Raw genomic sequence first — 15,912 nt, 5'->3', positions numbered from 1 at the left:
AGGGGACAAGAATTATTTTCCATTTTGAGGGACGGACCTTCTCCGTTCATATTATGGTAAACCCAGATTGATAGATGAAGGTCCGTCCCCCAGTACACTCAGTACAACAATTATTTACAATAATTTGAACGATTTGAAAAGGTTCATGGGATTTGGGGTGTTTGGGAGGTTTGTATGGTAGAATGATTTGGTTGCGTAAAATTGGTTTTATGGAGGTACTATTTTGGAAAAGAAGACGGTGAAACAAAGCCTGGCGGTTTTGATGATATCATTTATGGCCATGACGCCCTTTCAGCAGACGGCGCATGGTAAATCAACAGTTGAAATCAATGCAGATGCTGCAATATTAGTAGAAGCAGATACAGGAAAGATAGTTTATAGTGAACATGAGGACAAGGCACTCGGTATCGCGAGCATGACGAAAATGATGACGGAGTACCTTGTGTTAGAATCGATTGAAAAAGGAAAGATAACATGGGATCAAACGTATAAAGTAAGCGATAAAGTTTATCAATTAGCCAATGCCCCGGGATTAAGCAATGTTCCATTGAGGGCAAATGAAGAATATACAGTAAGGGAATTGTATGATGCCATGGTCATCAAGTCCGGCAATGGTGCCGCGATTGCGCTTTCTGAGGTTGTGGCAGGTTCTGAAGGGAAATTTGTGAAGATGATGAATGCCAAGGCGAAGGAACTTGGCTTTGAACATTATCAATTCGTCAATTCCTCCGGGCTCAGTAACTACGATATGCTGGGGATGTATCCTGAAGGAACCGATGTGAATGATGAAAATATGGTATCAGCAGAAGATATGGCAACCCTTGCCTATTACCTCATTCATGATTTTCCGGAAGTATTGGAAACATCAAGTCTCACTTCTAAAGTATTCAGACCTGGGACGAGTGAAGAACTGGTGATGAAAAATACAAATGGTCTGTTAAAGGGTAAATCCTATCACTACAAGGGCGCAGACGGTCTGAAGACCGGTACGACTCCATTTGCCGGTTCCACCTTTACCGGAACGGCAAAAAGAAATGGTGTTCGTTACATTACTGTCATTCTTGACGCCAAGGATGAGTATGGACAGCCAAGCAGTGCACAACGATTTATTCAAGCAAGAGAACTCCTCGATTACGGTTTTGATGAATTTAAGACTGTAACCTATGACTTGGACAGCATCGAAAAGAAAAAGAAGCATAGCCTACCAGTTCCGAACGGTAAAGAGCAGGAAGTGACAATAAAGGTTGATAAACCCCTCTCTATCCGCTTAACGGATGAGGAGAAAGACAAAGTGAAAACCACACTGAATCTTGATGAACAAAAAGTCAACGAGGATGGGTCCCTTCAAGCTCCTATTGAAAAAGGAGAAAAAATTGGGGAATTGGTTATTGATACAAATGAAAAAGAAGAATATATCTTTGACAGGAAGACCTCAGATTATAAAGTGGATGTATATGCTGCAGAAGCCGTTAAGAAAGCGAGCTGGATTGTCCGAAGTGCACGTGGCATCCAGGATTTTTTCGGTAATCTCTTCTAACGGACAGGCCAACCTTATTGTACGGGTTAGATTTAGTGTTTGCTTTTCTATCCCGTTCGTGTCAAACTTATTTAGTCAAGGATTTAGAAAGCAGGTGGCATAATGATCGAAGTAAAACTATCGTCTCTTAGCGACGGAGATCTTAATCGTGGAGTTTTTGCAAAAAGAGATATAGCCAAAGGAGAACTGGTTCATGAAGCACCAGTCATCCCATACCCAAACGAGGAACATGAACATATTGAGAAGACGTTCCTGGCGGATTACGTATTTGAATATGGAATCAACCACACAGCACTTCTACTGGGATACGGAATGTTGTTCAACCATTCATATACACCGAATACAGTTTACGAAATCAATTTTGATAATCATACTTTCGACTTTTATGCTTATAAAGATATTCAAGCCGGAGAAGAACTGCTTATTAATTACAATGGCGAAGTGGATAATGATGAACCACTTTGGTTTAATAAAGATAAGAATGAAGAAGAATAATAAAGAAAAAGGGACTTCCATGTGGAGGTCCCTTTTTGCATTTATAAAGGGACGGACCTCAATAAATGCGAAAGATGCGATTAAGAATTCCGATAAAACCTGAATTCATCATAAAAATAGTATGTTAATTAGAGGTCCGTCCCTCTTCCAGCTTCGCGACGATCCTTCGTTTACGGTATAGCATGCGACCGGTCTCTCCTATGTCTTTGATCATGGATTTGTTGATGAAGGAGCCGAAGAGGATACCGGCGATGGGAATCATCTGAAAGAGTTTTTTCCATCCAAAGTTGTCACGAAAGCTGATCATCACTTCCCTCCACCCCTGCAGCTGGGAAAGGGTTTGCTCTCTTTTATCCTTCTTCTCGCCATTAAAATCTTCCAGTTCTTGAAGGATGGCTTGTTTCCCGACAATGTCTGATGAAACAAATTGTAGGCATTTGATGATGAAAATGCGCTCCTCTTGATCATTGGGATCATAACCGTAGCACAGGGCTATCTCTTGAAGGGTTTTAAGTGATATGCCCAGAATGAATGGGATATCGATACTTAATGTAAGAAAACCACCGATCCCAGTAGTGGCACCTTGAGTCATTGCTACCTTTTTCCTCAGATCCACAATTCCTTCGCTCACTTGATCCATGTAGCTAAGGGGAAGAGCTTCTATGTTCTTGAGGGTTAAATCAGACTCTCCCGTTTTTTTGATGAATCGATTTAGGACTTCCTTCTCACTTGTGAGATGACTCCCGCCTTTTTGGATGTAGCTTCCTATCTCATCCAAGGCCTGCCCGATTTTATTATGTACCATTTGAGGGGTGATCCGATCAAGAATCATGAATGGAATCCTGCCGAGTTTCTCCCAGAACCACAATCCTTTTTGATCATCTGCCCATCCATTGACCACCTCCAGTTCCTTTAAAAGGACCTCTTTCGTTTCTTCTTGATGCATGTTACAGCTCCTTTCGATTGCGTATAAAAAAACAGGCATCTAAGCCTGTTTTTTTAACGTATTTTAAACCAGGTCACCGGTCTTTTCTTCTAAGATTTCCACTTTGATTGTGCGTACCCGGCGGTTATCCACTTCTTCTACGCTCACCTTTAAGTTTTCATAATCGAAGCTGTCACCCTCTGAAGGAAGATCTTCGAAACTTTCAACGACCCATCCCCCAAGTGTATGGTAAGAGCTTTCAGGCTCTGGTACGTCGAGTAACTCTGTAAATTCATCCAATTGATATTGAGAATCGAATCGATATTCTTTATCGCTAATTTTCCTCATGGAATGAGTTTTCTCATCCTGCTCATCCCAGATTTCCCCTACAATCTCTTCCAGGATATCTTCAAGGGTGATGATTCCGGTGGTTCCACCAAATTCATCCACTACAATGGCCATGTGCACATTGTTCTTTTGAAGCTTAGTAAGAAGGGAAGAGATTTTAACAGATTCAAAAATGAACATTGGTTCCCGGATCAATTCACGTATGTTTACTTCACCGAACTTGATCAAGTGAGTAAAGAACTCTTTTTCCGAGAGAATTCCGATAATGTTATCGATATGATCCTCGTATACAGGAATCCGCGAAAATCGTTCTTCAAAGAACATTTCCTTGATTTCTTCAATCGGCTGATTCACTTCAACGGCCTTGACATCGATACGGGGAGTCAGGACCTCGGTAGCAAGGATATCATCAAAGTCCATGGAGCGATGGATCAGCTCCCTTTCTTCTTTATCGATGACTCCTTCTTCTTCACTAATATCAAGCATCACCTTTAACTCTTCCTCTGTGACAGACGGCATCTCGTGATCTTTCGAGAAGAATTTCGAAACCAGCTCTTTTAATTTAATAAAAAAGAAGTTGATCGGTGTAAGGACCTTGATTAAGAAAAAAAGCACGCCGGATATGGTCAGGGAATACGTTTCTGCGTTTTCTTTAGCCAAGGATTTCGGGAGGATTTCTCCGAAAATCAAAATTAACAGCGTCATGACAAACGTACTGATGACGAGACCCGTGTTCCCTCCGAAAATATCTGTCGCAAGCTTTGCTGAAATACTAGCTGCCGCGATGTTCACGATATTGTTCCCGACTAATATCGTAGACAGGGCTTTGTCAAAATTCTCAGCAATATAATGCGCTTTAATGCTTCCTCTTCTGCCTTCACTTACGAAATTCTTAAGTCTGATCTTATTTACACTTGAGTAAGCCGTTTCCGCCGATGAGAAAAAGGCAGATAAAAGGATTAATGCTCCCAGTAATACTAATGAATTCAGTGGTATATCGTCCAAAAAAAAGTCACTCTCCTGTAGTTGCTTATCTATTATGCTGGATTAACCAGAAAAAACCATTAATGTTTGAAATAAGGCTAAAGCCTGTGGGGAAACCTGCTTCAGCATGCGCTTCTTATCTTCATCCCCTAATGTATCCATCACCTGAAGGACTTCATGCAATTCATTATGCAAATGCTTCATTTCATTTCGTATATGTTTTACCTGCTTTTCAAGCACGGATTGATCCACCTGATTGGATTTCAATAAAATCATACGATCTTTGATTTCATGTAAGGTCATTTTCATCTGCTGACATTGTTCAATCAGTTTCAAGTCAGCTAATGCCTCTTCATGATAATATCGATAATTATTACGGGACCTGCCGCATTTTAATAAACCCATTTTCGTGTAATAATCAATCGTTCGCTTTGAAACTTCACTTAATTTCGACAGCTCGCCTATTCGATACAACTTCCCAAGTGATCACCTCTAGAGTAGTATACTGCATTTTAACAAAACCGTACAGTTAAACGTTACGGTTTGAGGGACGGACCTCAATAATCTATCTATTTTTAGAGGTAAATGCTTTATATCAAGGGATTTTCACTTGAAATGGTGAAGTATTTTGAGGTCCGTCCCTCTATTGGTTGTAAGGACTTCATGACGCATGCTGCTACTATCATCAATACTCCCACCACTAGGAACAACCAGAATAATGTGTTCCCACCCTCAGTAGGTGATGATGAAATGACAACACTTAACGTAAGATAGATCGCACCAAGCAGAGCGAGGAAAATCCGGAAACCTGTTTGTTTAAATAACTTAAATCCAATCAGTATGAAAAGATAACTGGCGCTGATTATCATCATCCCCGGGTAAAGTGGCGAGAACTTCGCCGCATATACAAAGAAATCAAGACCTACAATATCACTCGAACCCGTCACACTTCCATGAATCATCTCACTAAAAGGAGCCGAATACCTCCACTCCCAGGAATGGTCCAACAAAGCACTCCCCTCATACCAACTAACCAGAGTCGAAAAACCGAGGACAAGTAATCCGATTCCTACCTGTGACCAATCTTTAATAGACATAACCTTCTCCTTTCCTTTGAGGGACGGAACTCAATAATTGCTGTATTTATGTAAGGAAGTCCTTTTATACTAAGGGTTCAACCCCACATAAAGTGCCCAATTGAGGTCCGTCCCTCAATTCAGATACTATGAACTTTCACCTTTGGCCATTTGGTATCCCATTGTTTTTCCAGCACTCTTTTTTCATAAATGGATGACAGTGCCTCTTTTTCTTTAAATGGTGGAGTCGGCTTTATTTGTAAAGAAATCAAGTCTTCTATCCCCCAAGGGGCTGCCAATATAAGCTCATTCTTCTCGTTCAGCTTCAGAGCAATAGAGGTTGCAGTTTCCGGAAAACGGGAAATGGCATCAATCGTGGAGGTATATGGCGCCTCTCCATTTTTTATATGCATTCTTGCCTGGTTTTTCACAGACCACGGTTCGAAGGGAGCTTCCTCCTTCAATCTGGATTCTACGTATTTTTCAAATTGTTCATCTGTATTCGAAGCATCAAAATACACGACATCAATATCAGGCAAGTTCGTTTTGTTTGAATACCCATGCAGTGTATCCCACACTTTCGTCCTGACGAAACCTGCACAGATCCACCAGTCAGGCAGGTGCAGTTTATGTGCTGTTTTAAGAACTTCCATCATGCAGGAATCTTGTTCAACGAGCTCTAGAATATCATGTTCTGACTTGATCACATTCTTCTCTCCTCATTCAATTTCTACTTCCTTTTGAAGTTATTCGATCTACTTTGAATTTCAGATTCAGTTACCATATGTATTGTTTTTAGGTTCAGCCTTCAATGTTGTCAAAAGAAAATGCCAGGAAACTTTTCCTGGCATTTTTCCTATCACTGCCCACCGTTAAACCAGCTGCTCGCTTTCACACGTTCTTCTTCCTGCAGTTGCCTTTCATGTTGATTACCGGCTTCGAATGTAGTTTGGGAGAACTTCCTTCTAAGAAGACCACTTATTACACCGAACACAACGGCAATTCCTATAATCCACCATAGCATGTGCACTGCACCTCCATAAGGAATACTTTCCTTACCTATATATACGTTTGAAGAAACGGCAGGTTTCATATTTGACTGAATTATTCTTCTGTTGTTTCAGGATCTTCTGTGTTTTCAAGCTGGTCAGCATTACGAACTTTCTCTTCTGTTGAAGAGTTGTAGTAGCCTTGCTTTTCATATTGCTTTTTTAATTCGAAGTATTTGTCCATAGCCCTTTTGGCGATGGTTTTGTTTACATACGGATCTTTATCCTGATGTGAAAATGGGAGAACCACTGAGAATGCTACTTCAGGATTGTCATATGGTGCATAGCCAATTAAAGTCGTGTTATAGGTTTCATACTGCCTTTTTTCCTCTGGACTATAATAAAATGCCTCTGCAGTTCCTGATTTTGCTGCTGCGTCATAAGGTGCTGTTCTAAAGTTATTTGCTGTTCCATGTACACCATGAGCAACTTGATAGAAGCCTCGCTGGACTTGTTGAATTTGTCTTTCAGTTGCATCTATTCTGTTTAATACTTTAGATGAGTTTTCATATAAAAGAGGACCAACTTTTCCTCTTTCCTGACTGGGTTCGCGAATTTCCTTCATGATATGGGGTTGCATTCGATAACCGTCATTTGCAATTGTTGATGCATATTGAACTAGCTGTAAAGGGGTGTATAAGTCATATTGACCTATGGCTAAGTCCAAAAGTTTACCAGGAATTTTCTCTGTTCCTTTTAATCCCTCAACTTCTCCCGGGAGGTCAATTCCTGTTTTTACACCCAAACCAAACTGACTATAATAATGTCTCATTGTGTCAAATGCTTTTACGTCAATATCCATTGGTTGACCAGGCCGATATGTTGCATTAGCGATCTTTATAGCTGTTTTAAACATATAACCATTTGAAGAAATCTCTAACGCTTGAATATCGGAAAAGTATTTAGAATAATTAAACCATGATTTTTTAACATTATCACCTATTCGAATCGGCTCATCATAAAGTACATCTCCAACATTCAACGCCCCAGTCATATACCCCGTCAACACAGTAGCACCTTTTACAGCAGATCCCACCCCATATTCAGAAGTATACGTTCCTAAAGCATAATCCTGTAATTCTGTCTTTCCGTTTTCATCCTTACCATACTTCTTTCCTACCATGGAGAGGATCTCACCTGTGTGCGGATCCATCATGACGACGAATGCGCGGTCCAGGAACGGAGATTCCCAATATTTTGAGGCTTGTTTGCTAAGCTCTTCTTCAACAATCTTTTCAATTTCTTTCTGGAGCTGCAAGTCAATTGTCAACACAACATCCTTACCACTATGTCCTTCGCTTACAAGCTGTGTATCAAGGACGCTACCATTTTTCGTAATGTACTCGATTTCTTCCTTTTGTCCTTTAAGTATATTTTCATACTCAGATTCAAAATAACTCGTTCCAACCCGATCATTCAAAGCATATCCTTGAGCTTTATATTCTTTTACAAGTTCGCTTGGCAGCCCCTGTTGTGAGGTGGAAACCCTACCCAAAATAGTCCGCAGCGTACTATCATTCACATACTTTCTTTCCCAGTCCGTAGTGACGTTCACACCGGGCATTTCAGATAATCGTTCACTCACTCTCGCCATCTCTTCCATCGATACATCTTTATTCTTGATGATCTGTGGGCTAAGGGCATATCCCGTATTGAATTCACGGAAAATTGCCAGTACTTCCTCTTCCTGTTTCGAAAAGGAGTTGATATCCTTTTCAGTGATTCTCTCAAGCTGCATTTCGTAAATTTTCTTGTTCCTCTCATCCTCCGCCAGTTCTTCATCATCTTCCAGCTTCTTTATTTCTTCTTTTGAAACCAGCTTTTCCGCTTTATCAGGATGAGTGAGAAGCCAGAAATCCTGACGGTCACGATCGGTAATCTTACCCGTATCCATTTCAATCAATTCAGCTAATTTCTCAGCGACCTTCAGCATATCTTTAGGCTTCGTCGTTTGCGTTCTCGTGTATGTAATGGCATTCAGTGGAACGTTGTCGACGATGACATTCCGGTAACGGTCATAGATTTTCCCTCTCGGCGGTGTTCCATTATGAGATTTGACATTTTCTGTTCTTGCGACTTCTGCTTCATAATGGTTTCCCTGCACGATTTGTACAATTCCAAGACGAAGAATCAGAAGTGAAAATAGAAAAAAGACCGAAATAAACAATAAATTCATTCTCAATGGGACATGGGTTTTTTTCTTTTTCTTCTTTTCCTTCAATTTGTATAACCCCTTTTAAGCTCGTATTTTACCAAAATATGATAATGTTCTAGTCCTATTTTATAGAAAATTCGACTATATTTCTACCTCTATATGGAATAAAACCCATTAATTTTACTTCGTTGGATATTGATGGTGAAATATAGGGGTTAATATGCATATGTGTGAAGGTTAACTGCGAAAAATGTCGAAGAAGGAGTATAGACAAATCGGTTCCGTTTCTTTTAGAATATAGTCGTATTCAAAGCAATAAAAATGAAACCAAAGCTCTCCTTAATGCGTAGAATTGGTAACTAGATGATTGAGAGGTTGAAGGCTGTTATGTTTAGCAAACTGATGTGCAGGTTCGGTATTGGAGCTACAAAAATTGATTTGGTATTGAATAAGAAGGAGTTTCGACCAGGAGATGTCATCAAGGGTGAATATGAACTCACCGGCGGTCGGGTAGAGCAGAAATTAAAGAGGATTGAGACAGATCTTTTACAATACGATGATAAACGTTCTTCTGTTCTTCATCAGAATACCATATTAAGCTCATCAACGATGAAAGCAAACGAGCAACGGACCATTCACTTTTCGTGCAGACTTTCAGATGCATTTCCACCAAGCAGTGAGACGGTTTCTTATAAGTTCGTCACCCGACTTGTCTTTGATGATGGTGTCAACAGCGTCGATCACGATGAATTTCAGATTCTTGTATAATGATAGACATGTGAGCCCTTCTATTCGGAAGGGCTTTTGAATGTTAACTAGTTTAATGATCTTTCCCTACTGAAAATCCTTCAAATAATCTTCCGCCATGTCTTTGGAGAACAGAATCGACCAGCCTCACAATTTCCATTTTGTCATCTTCCCTATAAAATTGTTCGAAAGCATATACAAATTCCTTGGAAAACTGCGGGTCATACTCATGTAATGCACGGACGATCCATTTTGAAGAGCCTATCCAATGACGATTCGATCTGAGCACAAATTCATGAAGCAATTCCCCAATTGAGTTCGCAATGAAAATACTTTCCCCTCTATTCGTCGAACCGATTAAATCATCAAGGGCATCTGTAAGAAAATATCTCTTCATCCGAACGGTTTCTGCTGACCATTCGGGAGGTCCGTCCCTCAACATATGATTCGCCTCTCGTTTGATTGTGTCGATGATTGGGTGGTCAATGAGTGGAATTCCTTCTGACACCATCTTTTGTAAGGAGGGTTGGGCCCGTTTGTAGTCCGATTGGAAATAGTGTCGGAGTGTTTTCATATTGTGTACGAATACTTCTATCGGCCATCCGTTGGAAATAAGGGATTCACGGTACTCGGTCTGGAGGTGTTCATCGATGACGACAATATCAAGATCCGATGTTGCTGTCTCTTCTCCTCTTACGACACTTCCTCCGAGAAGGGCGGCTTGACAGGTGGGAAATTGTTCATGGATGAAAAGTTTTGCGGCTTCAATCGGTGATAGTCTTATCATATCTAGCCTTCCCTTCTCCCTGTATGATAAGTTCATGCAAATCTAACACATGTTTGATAGTATAGGCAGGGTGAACTTCTTTTGGAATTTCATAATCATATCTATTAATCCAAACTGTATCCATGCCAATGGAATCTGCCCCCAAAATATCAGTGAAGTAGTTATCTCCTATAAAGAGGGTTCTCTTAGCCTCTGAGTTAAAGACATCCAGCGCATGTTGAAATATCTCTACATGTGGTTTGGAGTAACCGATCCTCTCAGAAATAATGACAGAGGATTCAGGGAAAATATCCGATAATTCCAGACACTCAATTTTTTCATACGCATTAAACACAGTACCGTTCGTCACAATCCCAATCATTACCTTTTCCATTAAGTCATTTAGGAACATCTTTACCTCTATATTAGGTTTGATGGAAAGGAGATAGGTGGCTTGAAAGGTCTTTACTATTTGTTTAGTAACCGTATCAGTGACACTTATATTGAAATCAGCTAGAGTGTTCTCCATTCTCATGATTGAAAATTCCTGAAAACTCAACTCGTTAGAGGAAAACCCTGGCCAAAGACGATGATTATGGTTTGAAAATGTCCTCAAAAATTCAAATTGATCGAGTTCCTCCAGAATAGGGAACTGACGGATAGTTTCATACACTCCTCTATTATAAGCAGCTGAGTGATCGAACAATGTATCATCCAGATCAAATAACACTAAATCATATCTTTCCAATGATAAATGCTTCATATGAGTATACTTCCCTGTCATTTTTTAAAAAACAGACATGCCTTTCACATGGATTCTGTAAACTCTTCTTTTTCCTTTCTACGCCCTAAACTATGTCCGATCACGATTCCTATGATCAGGATAAACAGATAGTCTGTTTCAAAACCTTTCGTGAAAAAACCCGTGATTCCCCATCCCAGGATGGCGCCAAATATGACTAAGAAAAGGGATTTCATATCATTTCATCCTTCCTAATAGAATCCGACCATCGTAAGAAGTCCAACTCCGATGATGGTGGTTAAACCGCCTGAGACCATTGCAATAAAAAGGGGTCGTATTTGACGCGTTTCAACCCATATACTGAAGGCAACCACGATGGTGAGGATGATCCCGAAAAAAACGGCAACATATGGATTGGACGAGGCTAAAAGATCATTCCAATTCAACCAGTTCATTCGCTACATTCCTTTAGTATGTATCCCGGCTATCTAAACATCATTATTAATAAGTATATCAAAGAAAGACCATAATATGGGATTAATTTGTACTGTTCTGATTAGAAAGTAACCGTCGAATGATCCTAGTAAAATTTACTATATATTGATAACACGGGTTTCCCTTCATAGTGGTAACAACTACCTGTTTAAAAATTAACAGAATTATATTTCAATAGAACTATGAAAACTTTAAAACTTTTATCTATCTTATTGTTGTCTGTCACTTTTGTCATTGGATTTGGTCATTCTTCCAAAGTTTTTGCTGCTGGTACCTACACGGTCACTTATGGGGATACGATGTGGAAGATTGCCGTAAAACATCAGGTTGGAGTATCCGAGCTGATTTCAGCAAATCCCGGGATCAGTAATCCGAATATGATTTATCCTGGTCAAAGCTTAAATATCCCAGGAGCAAATGCCACTGCTGAAAGTTATACATATGAAGTAGTGAAACTCGTAAACATGGAGCGTTCAAAAGTGGGTTTACCCCCATTGAAGGAAAATTGGGAGTTGTCCCGTGTCGCTCGCTATAAGTCGGAAGACATGATTGCGAAGAACTACTTCAGTCATACATCTCCGACATACGGATCCCCATTCCAAATGATGAAGGATTTCGGGATTTCCTACCAGGCAGCAGGAGAAAATATCGCTGCAGGTCAAAGGACTCCATCTGAAGTGGTAGAAGCGTGGATGAACAGCGAAGGTCATAGAAAAAATATCCTCTCCCCGACTTATACAGAAATTGGAGTAGGCTATGTGAAAGGTGGATCGTACGGTCATTATTGGACTCAAATGTTCATAAAAAGATAATGAATGATAATTGTAGACCCTGGTACTGTACCGGGGTCTCTTTTTAATGTTTTCCCTCTTTCATCTAGTAAGTGCTGCGGCTGATTTCAAGAATAACCGTGAAGCCATTGTCATGTATAGATATAACTTCTTGAACATAAACGGCATGCGTCCCTAATTCTTCCCTCTTATGGGTCACAATCGTTTGTAACAGGGCTGCGAGTGATTCATCTTCCCCTAACACAATATCAATAAATTCCTGATCCTTCATTTATTCCACTCCCTTTCCTCTCTCTATACGAATAAATCGTGGCAGGAGTTTCGCATTTTTTAAAAAAAGTTTAAATAAATGGAAAAAAGAGAGCCAACATAATCGTTGACTCCCTTTATTATTAAAATGTATGTGCTAAATCTTTTGCTCTTGCGATGGCATTTTCTTTGATTTCAGCCGCTTTATCAGGCATGGCTGCATGTCCTTCTACAAATAATCCTTCGAATGAAGGAACGCCATAGAATTGCATCATTACTTCCAGGTAGCGGTGTCCCATTTCCATTGCGGCTGCCGGTCCCTCTGAGTAGATTCCTCCACGTGCTTGAATGTGAAGCGCTTTTTTGTCTGTCAGTAGTCCAACCGGTCCCTGCTCTGTATATTTGAAGGCTTTACCTGCAACTGACACAGAGTCAATATATGCTTTCATTACTGGAGGGAATGAGAAGTTCCAAAATGGTGTAACGAAAATATATTTATCAGCTTCGACAAACTGATCCGATAATTTACCAAGTCGGCCAACCTTTGCCTGTTCTTCTTGAGAAAGTTCTTCGAATCCTTTACCTGATTGCAGTTTGCCCCAGCCGCTGAATACGTCAGCATCGATTTGTGGGATGTTTTCCTTGTATAAGTCCAAAGTAATAACTTCGTGACCAGGATTTGCTTCTTTATACGTATCGATAAATGCCTTCCCTACAGCCATGCTGTAAGATTGTGTGTCATCGTGTGGATGTGCTGTAATATATAATACCTTCGTCATGTTGAATCGTCCCTTTCTGAATGTAAAATGATCCTTATCAAGGTTTTGTAATGATTTGAAATCATGTATCTCGAACCGTGATAGTTTTAATTCAAGATTAATATTATAGGATATTATCTTTAATTACAAATAAAAAGCTTTCATTCAAAAAAAATAAGGAATTAGTCACATGAACAAGACTGATTCCCTATTAAAAACTTAATGATTGTCAGGATATGTTTTTTGTAAAAAGGCCACAGACTGTTGAATCAATTGCTTTAACACCGATTCATCAATGTCTGTTACTTTATTTATGTACACACACGCCTTACCGGATGAATGCTTCCCGAATGACTTTAGAAGTTTCTCTCTTTCACTGTCCCCTGTGGCAAAATATAAGCTTATCTTGGCCTTTCTCGGTGAAAACCCCACTAATGGAGCATCTCCCTCGTGACCCGTTTTGTATTTATAATGATAAGAACCAAATCCGATAATACTTGGCCCCCACATCTTTGCTTCAAAGCCGGTTGTTTCGCTGAAAATATCCAGTAGCCTATAAGCATCCTCCTTTTTTTGGGGGTGATCCACTCCCTCAATAAATTCTATGACACTCGCATCATTTTGTTTCGTTTTCAATTCATACATATGACCAGCTCCTTTTCCATTTCATCCTAACCCACTACTTCTCTTTTCGTCCTCGAGTTTCCTGCATGGAGTCTTATATATAGAAATGATATATGTTTCTCATATCCGTTGACATCGATCCCTGTTTCAATTATGATTGTGTCATAATTTAATATTCTCCTAAAGGGGAGTAGCTGTAACAATAAAGTCGTCATTACAGAGTGCACGCTCTCGGCTTTATTGACAACCATGTTGTTAGCGAGACCTTTACCAGTTGGTGAAGGCTTATATATGTCCAGAAAAGACCTTTACCTCCATTGGTAAAGGTCTTTTCTTTATTATTTCACTCTGAAAGGAAGTAATGGACAATGAAAAAATTAAAATCAAACCTCTCTCAATTAATAGAAGAAAACAAAGAAGAAATTATTAGAAATCGACGGGAGATGGATAAAATCGAAGAAAAAATCGATAAGAAATATACTAGCAAAAAGGAGCATGCCTAATGATACTGCGTAAATATATGTCGCTCTTCGGTATTGGGTCTGCGAAAATTGATCTTGTGCTGCCTAAAACCTCATTTAGACAAGGTGAGCTCCTGCATGGTTATTTCTTTTTAGAGGGTGGCATCATTGAACAAAAACTTAAACGGGTTGAATGTGATTTGGTTATGATTGATAAGAATGGAAAGGAAGAAATGCTCATTGATTCGACCACTGTATTAAAATCGGATATCATCCGGGCAGATGAATGCAACAAACTGTCATTTACCTATCGAATTCCTATGGGAGTCCCATATTCTGAAGATGGCGTGCGTTATTTATTCAAGACAAAGCTGACGTTTGATCAGGGGGTAGAAAGCGTGGATGAAGATTATATTTCAATTGTTTAGAAAGTTGGCTCGCAATTATCTGCGAGCCATTTTTATCAAGTGTTTTCTTTCTTAATGTCTTCAAGTAGTGAAATGATCCTTTCATTCTGCTCGATCATCGTCTGATTCTGCTTCCTGAATTTCGTGAAATCAAACGAGAAAATAAGAAGAAACACAGCTAATACCATGATCATCAATTTTAGTCCCCCAATCTCATTGATTCTCTTTATATTTAAAATAAATCAGCTCAGGATCTCCAGGGTCCAGGTTTTCTATCATTCCGCTTGGAGTGTATCCATTCTTTTGAAAAACTTTTTGCATCTCAATGTTTGACTGATTAGTAGATGAAAAGATTTTTTCCGTTGGGGAATTCTTCTCAAAATATTTCAATAAGGATGACGCATACCCTTTTCTTCTCTCCTCGGGAGCAATGATGACCAGAGAGACAAACGCGTTCCCATAAAACTGGGTATTGAATAAGAGAAAGCCAGTAGCCTTTCCTTCTTTGATGACCAGACATGCTTGATTCCTTATCGCCTTCTCGATTTCTCCCCTCCTGTTTGCATGCCCGATGACTTGTTGATCAATCGCAACGATCGGTTCCAGATCTGATAATTGAGCATATTTTACTTCTCTCATAACAGTCACGACCTTCTTTTCCTTAATAATATGTATAGAAATACTAAGACCAAGATGAGAGCTATAATAAGAATCCCTGCATCTCCAATAAAGAAATAACTGTCGGCAATACGATATGTTTCTTTTACAGTTGACATGGTGAAAGATCCTCCTCTAAGAAGAAAAAGACACCGTATGAACAGGTGCCCTTTTGTTTTAAAGCGATTTGGACATTAACACATTTGTTACTTCATAACCGGTTTTTTGATACAAAGATATAGCTGTTTTGTTATGACCGAATACATGGAGGGATATTTTCGGGATACCCTTTTCCCTGGCTAACGAGTCCAATGACGCTAAAGCTTCCTTCCCATACCCTGATCCCCTTTTGCTTTCATGGATCTTAATATCATATATAAATATTTCCTTTGCTTCATCATTTAAATGAACCCATAAGTTTCCTACTATTTCCTCCTTTTCTTCATGAAACAGGGTAAATAAATAATGATCTTTTGTTTCCCTTCCCTCCGGTAATAGTTTATTGAATTCCTCCTCTGCTTGATCCAGGGACGTTTCTTTCTTGAAATTGCCTGCCTTCGTTTTTTCTTCTGCATATTCCTTGATGGACTCTTCTATCCAATCATGATATTCGTTCTCTGTCATCGTTTTTAATGTAATCATAGAG

At 39.6% G+C, this 15,912-nt stretch carries 23 protein-coding genes; 6 read left to right on the top strand and 17 right to left on the bottom strand.

The genetic code is table 11. From position 1 onward, the window contains the following. Positions 1-223 precede the first annotated feature (223 nt). Both M1J35_RS14190 and M1J35_RS14185 read left to right on the top strand, forming a co-directional pair. The gene (locus tag M1J35_RS14190) at positions 224-1,537 is read left to right on the top strand and encodes a D-alanyl-D-alanine carboxypeptidase family protein (RefSeq protein ID WP_254651532.1); all 1,314 of its coding nucleotides are present in this window, start codon (positions 224-226) and stop codon (positions 1,535-1,537) included. A 102-nt stretch (positions 1,538-1,639) separates the two neighbouring features. Beyond that, complete coding sequence (locus M1J35_RS14185) at positions 1,640-2,032, top strand: SET domain-containing protein (RefSeq protein ID WP_034759385.1); 393 nt, start codon at positions 1,640-1,642, stop codon at positions 2,030-2,032. Positions 2,033-2,156: 124 nt separating this feature from the next. Here M1J35_RS14185 and M1J35_RS14180 read toward each other — a convergent pair whose 3' ends face one another. From M1J35_RS14180 to M1J35_RS14150, 7 genes are all read right to left on the bottom strand, one after another. Beyond that, positions 2,157-2,978, bottom strand: coding sequence for an EcsC family protein (locus M1J35_RS14180; RefSeq protein WP_254651531.1), 822 nt, complete (start codon positions 2,976-2,978; stop codon positions 2,157-2,159). 63 nt (positions 2,979-3,041) lie between these two features. Further along, a complete protein-coding gene (locus tag M1J35_RS14175) occupies positions 3,042-4,310 on the bottom strand; it encodes a hemolysin family protein (protein ID WP_034759390.1) in 1,269 nt (422 codons plus the stop codon). Positions 4,311-4,352: 42 nt separating this feature from the next. Continuing rightward, positions 4,353-4,763 carry a MerR family transcriptional regulator gene (locus tag M1J35_RS14170; protein ID WP_254651530.1) on the bottom strand — a complete coding sequence of 137 codons (411 nt, stop codon included), beginning with the start codon at positions 4,761-4,763 and terminating at the stop codon, positions 4,353-4,355. Between the two features lie 116 nt (positions 4,764-4,879). Then, entirely contained in the window at positions 4,880-5,386 is a 507-nt protein-coding gene (locus tag M1J35_RS14165; protein ID WP_254651529.1) for a YjdJ family protein, read from the bottom strand. Between the two features lie 119 nt (positions 5,387-5,505). Next, complete coding sequence (locus M1J35_RS14160; RefSeq protein ID WP_254651528.1) at positions 5,506-6,072, bottom strand: nucleotidyltransferase family protein; 567 nt, start codon at positions 6,070-6,072, stop codon at positions 5,506-5,508. Between the two features lie 152 nt (positions 6,073-6,224). After that, complete coding sequence (locus tag M1J35_RS14155) at positions 6,225-6,389, bottom strand: hypothetical protein (RefSeq protein WP_254651527.1); 165 nt, start codon at positions 6,387-6,389, stop codon at positions 6,225-6,227. 80 nt (positions 6,390-6,469) lie between these two features. After that, positions 6,470-8,590, bottom strand: coding sequence for a peptidoglycan D,D-transpeptidase FtsI family protein (locus M1J35_RS14150; protein WP_254651526.1), 2,121 nt, complete (start codon positions 8,588-8,590; stop codon positions 6,470-6,472). Positions 8,591-8,956: 366 nt separating this feature from the next. On the opposite strand from M1J35_RS14150, the gene M1J35_RS14145 reads away from it, so the two are divergent. Then, the gene (locus M1J35_RS14145; protein WP_061809274.1) at positions 8,957-9,337 is read left to right on the top strand and encodes a sporulation protein; all 381 of its coding nucleotides are present in this window, start codon (positions 8,957-8,959) and stop codon (positions 9,335-9,337) included. A gap of 52 nt (positions 9,338-9,389) precedes the next feature. Here M1J35_RS14145 and M1J35_RS14140 read toward each other — a convergent pair whose 3' ends face one another. The 4 genes from M1J35_RS14140 to M1J35_RS14125 are packed head-to-tail and all read right to left on the bottom strand — an operon-like array spanning position 9,390 to position 11,279. Continuing rightward, the gene (locus M1J35_RS14140; protein ID WP_254651525.1) at positions 9,390-10,103 is read right to left on the bottom strand and encodes a nucleotidyltransferase domain-containing protein; all 714 of its coding nucleotides are present in this window, start codon (positions 10,101-10,103) and stop codon (positions 9,390-9,392) included. Continuing rightward, entirely contained in the window at positions 10,081-10,845 is a 765-nt protein-coding gene (locus tag M1J35_RS14135; RefSeq protein WP_254651524.1) for an HAD family hydrolase, read from the bottom strand. The genes M1J35_RS14140 and M1J35_RS14135 overlap by 23 nt, the downstream gene beginning before the upstream one ends. 44 nt (positions 10,846-10,889) lie before the next feature. Further along, a complete protein-coding gene (locus M1J35_RS14130; protein WP_254651523.1) occupies positions 10,890-11,060 on the bottom strand; it encodes a tRNA U-34 5-methylaminomethyl-2-thiouridine biosynthesis protein in 171 nt (56 codons plus the stop codon). A gap of 15 nt (positions 11,061-11,075) precedes the next feature. Beyond that, a complete protein-coding gene (locus M1J35_RS14125; protein WP_254651522.1) occupies positions 11,076-11,279 on the bottom strand; it encodes a hypothetical protein in 204 nt (67 codons plus the stop codon). A 339-nt stretch (positions 11,280-11,618) separates the two neighbouring features. On the opposite strand from M1J35_RS14125, the gene M1J35_RS14120 reads away from it, so the two are divergent. Further along, positions 11,619-12,131, top strand: coding sequence for a CAP domain-containing protein (locus M1J35_RS14120; RefSeq protein WP_061809276.1), 513 nt, complete (start codon positions 11,619-11,621; stop codon positions 12,129-12,131). 64 nt (positions 12,132-12,195) lie between these two features. Here the strand turns inward: M1J35_RS14120 and M1J35_RS14115 are convergent, their stop codons facing one another. From M1J35_RS14115 to M1J35_RS14105, 3 genes are all read right to left on the bottom strand, one after another. Then, positions 12,196-12,381, bottom strand: coding sequence for a hypothetical protein (locus tag M1J35_RS14115; RefSeq protein WP_254651520.1), 186 nt, complete (start codon positions 12,379-12,381; stop codon positions 12,196-12,198). 121 nt (positions 12,382-12,502) lie between these two features. Beyond that, complete coding sequence (locus tag M1J35_RS14110) at positions 12,503-13,138, bottom strand: FMN-dependent NADH-azoreductase (protein WP_254651519.1); 636 nt, start codon at positions 13,136-13,138, stop codon at positions 12,503-12,505. Between the two features lie 198 nt (positions 13,139-13,336). Beyond that, positions 13,337-13,762 carry a DUF1801 domain-containing protein gene (locus tag M1J35_RS14105; protein ID WP_254651518.1) on the bottom strand — a complete coding sequence of 142 codons (426 nt, stop codon included), beginning with the start codon at positions 13,760-13,762 and terminating at the stop codon, positions 13,337-13,339. A 347-nt stretch (positions 13,763-14,109) separates the two neighbouring features. Between M1J35_RS14105 and M1J35_RS14100 the strand changes: the two genes are divergently transcribed. Then, the gene (locus tag M1J35_RS14100) at positions 14,110-14,244 is read left to right on the top strand and encodes an FbpB family small basic protein (protein WP_079532558.1); all 135 of its coding nucleotides are present in this window, start codon (positions 14,110-14,112) and stop codon (positions 14,242-14,244) included. Beyond that, positions 14,244-14,630: a sporulation protein gene (locus tag M1J35_RS14095; RefSeq protein ID WP_229595208.1), complete on the top strand. Its 387-nt coding sequence runs from the start codon at positions 14,244-14,246 to the stop codon at positions 14,628-14,630. The genes M1J35_RS14100 and M1J35_RS14095 overlap by 1 nt, the downstream gene beginning before the upstream one ends. 35 nt (positions 14,631-14,665) lie before the next feature. Here the strand turns inward: M1J35_RS14095 and M1J35_RS14090 are convergent, their stop codons facing one another. From M1J35_RS14090 to M1J35_RS14080, 3 genes are all read right to left on the bottom strand, one after another. Further along, complete coding sequence (locus tag M1J35_RS14090) at positions 14,666-14,803, bottom strand: hypothetical protein (protein WP_179126100.1); 138 nt, start codon at positions 14,801-14,803, stop codon at positions 14,666-14,668. Positions 14,804-14,822: 19 nt separating this feature from the next. After that, the gene (locus M1J35_RS14085) at positions 14,823-15,248 is read right to left on the bottom strand and encodes a GNAT family N-acetyltransferase (RefSeq protein WP_224519998.1); all 426 of its coding nucleotides are present in this window, start codon (positions 15,246-15,248) and stop codon (positions 14,823-14,825) included. Between the two features lie 195 nt (positions 15,249-15,443). Beyond that, positions 15,444-15,908 carry a GNAT family N-acetyltransferase gene (locus M1J35_RS14080; RefSeq protein WP_254651517.1) on the bottom strand — a complete coding sequence of 155 codons (465 nt, stop codon included), beginning with the start codon at positions 15,906-15,908 and terminating at the stop codon, positions 15,444-15,446. Positions 15,909-15,912: the final 4 nt, after the last annotated feature.

Source organism: Rossellomorea sp. KS-H15a, from assembly GCF_024195245.1.
Taxonomy (GTDB): domain Bacteria; phylum Bacillota; class Bacilli; order Bacillales; family Bacillaceae_B; genus Rossellomorea; species Rossellomorea vietnamensis.
The sequence above is the reverse complement of the archived record's forward strand: the minus strand, read 5'-3'. Positions and strand labels throughout refer to the sequence as shown.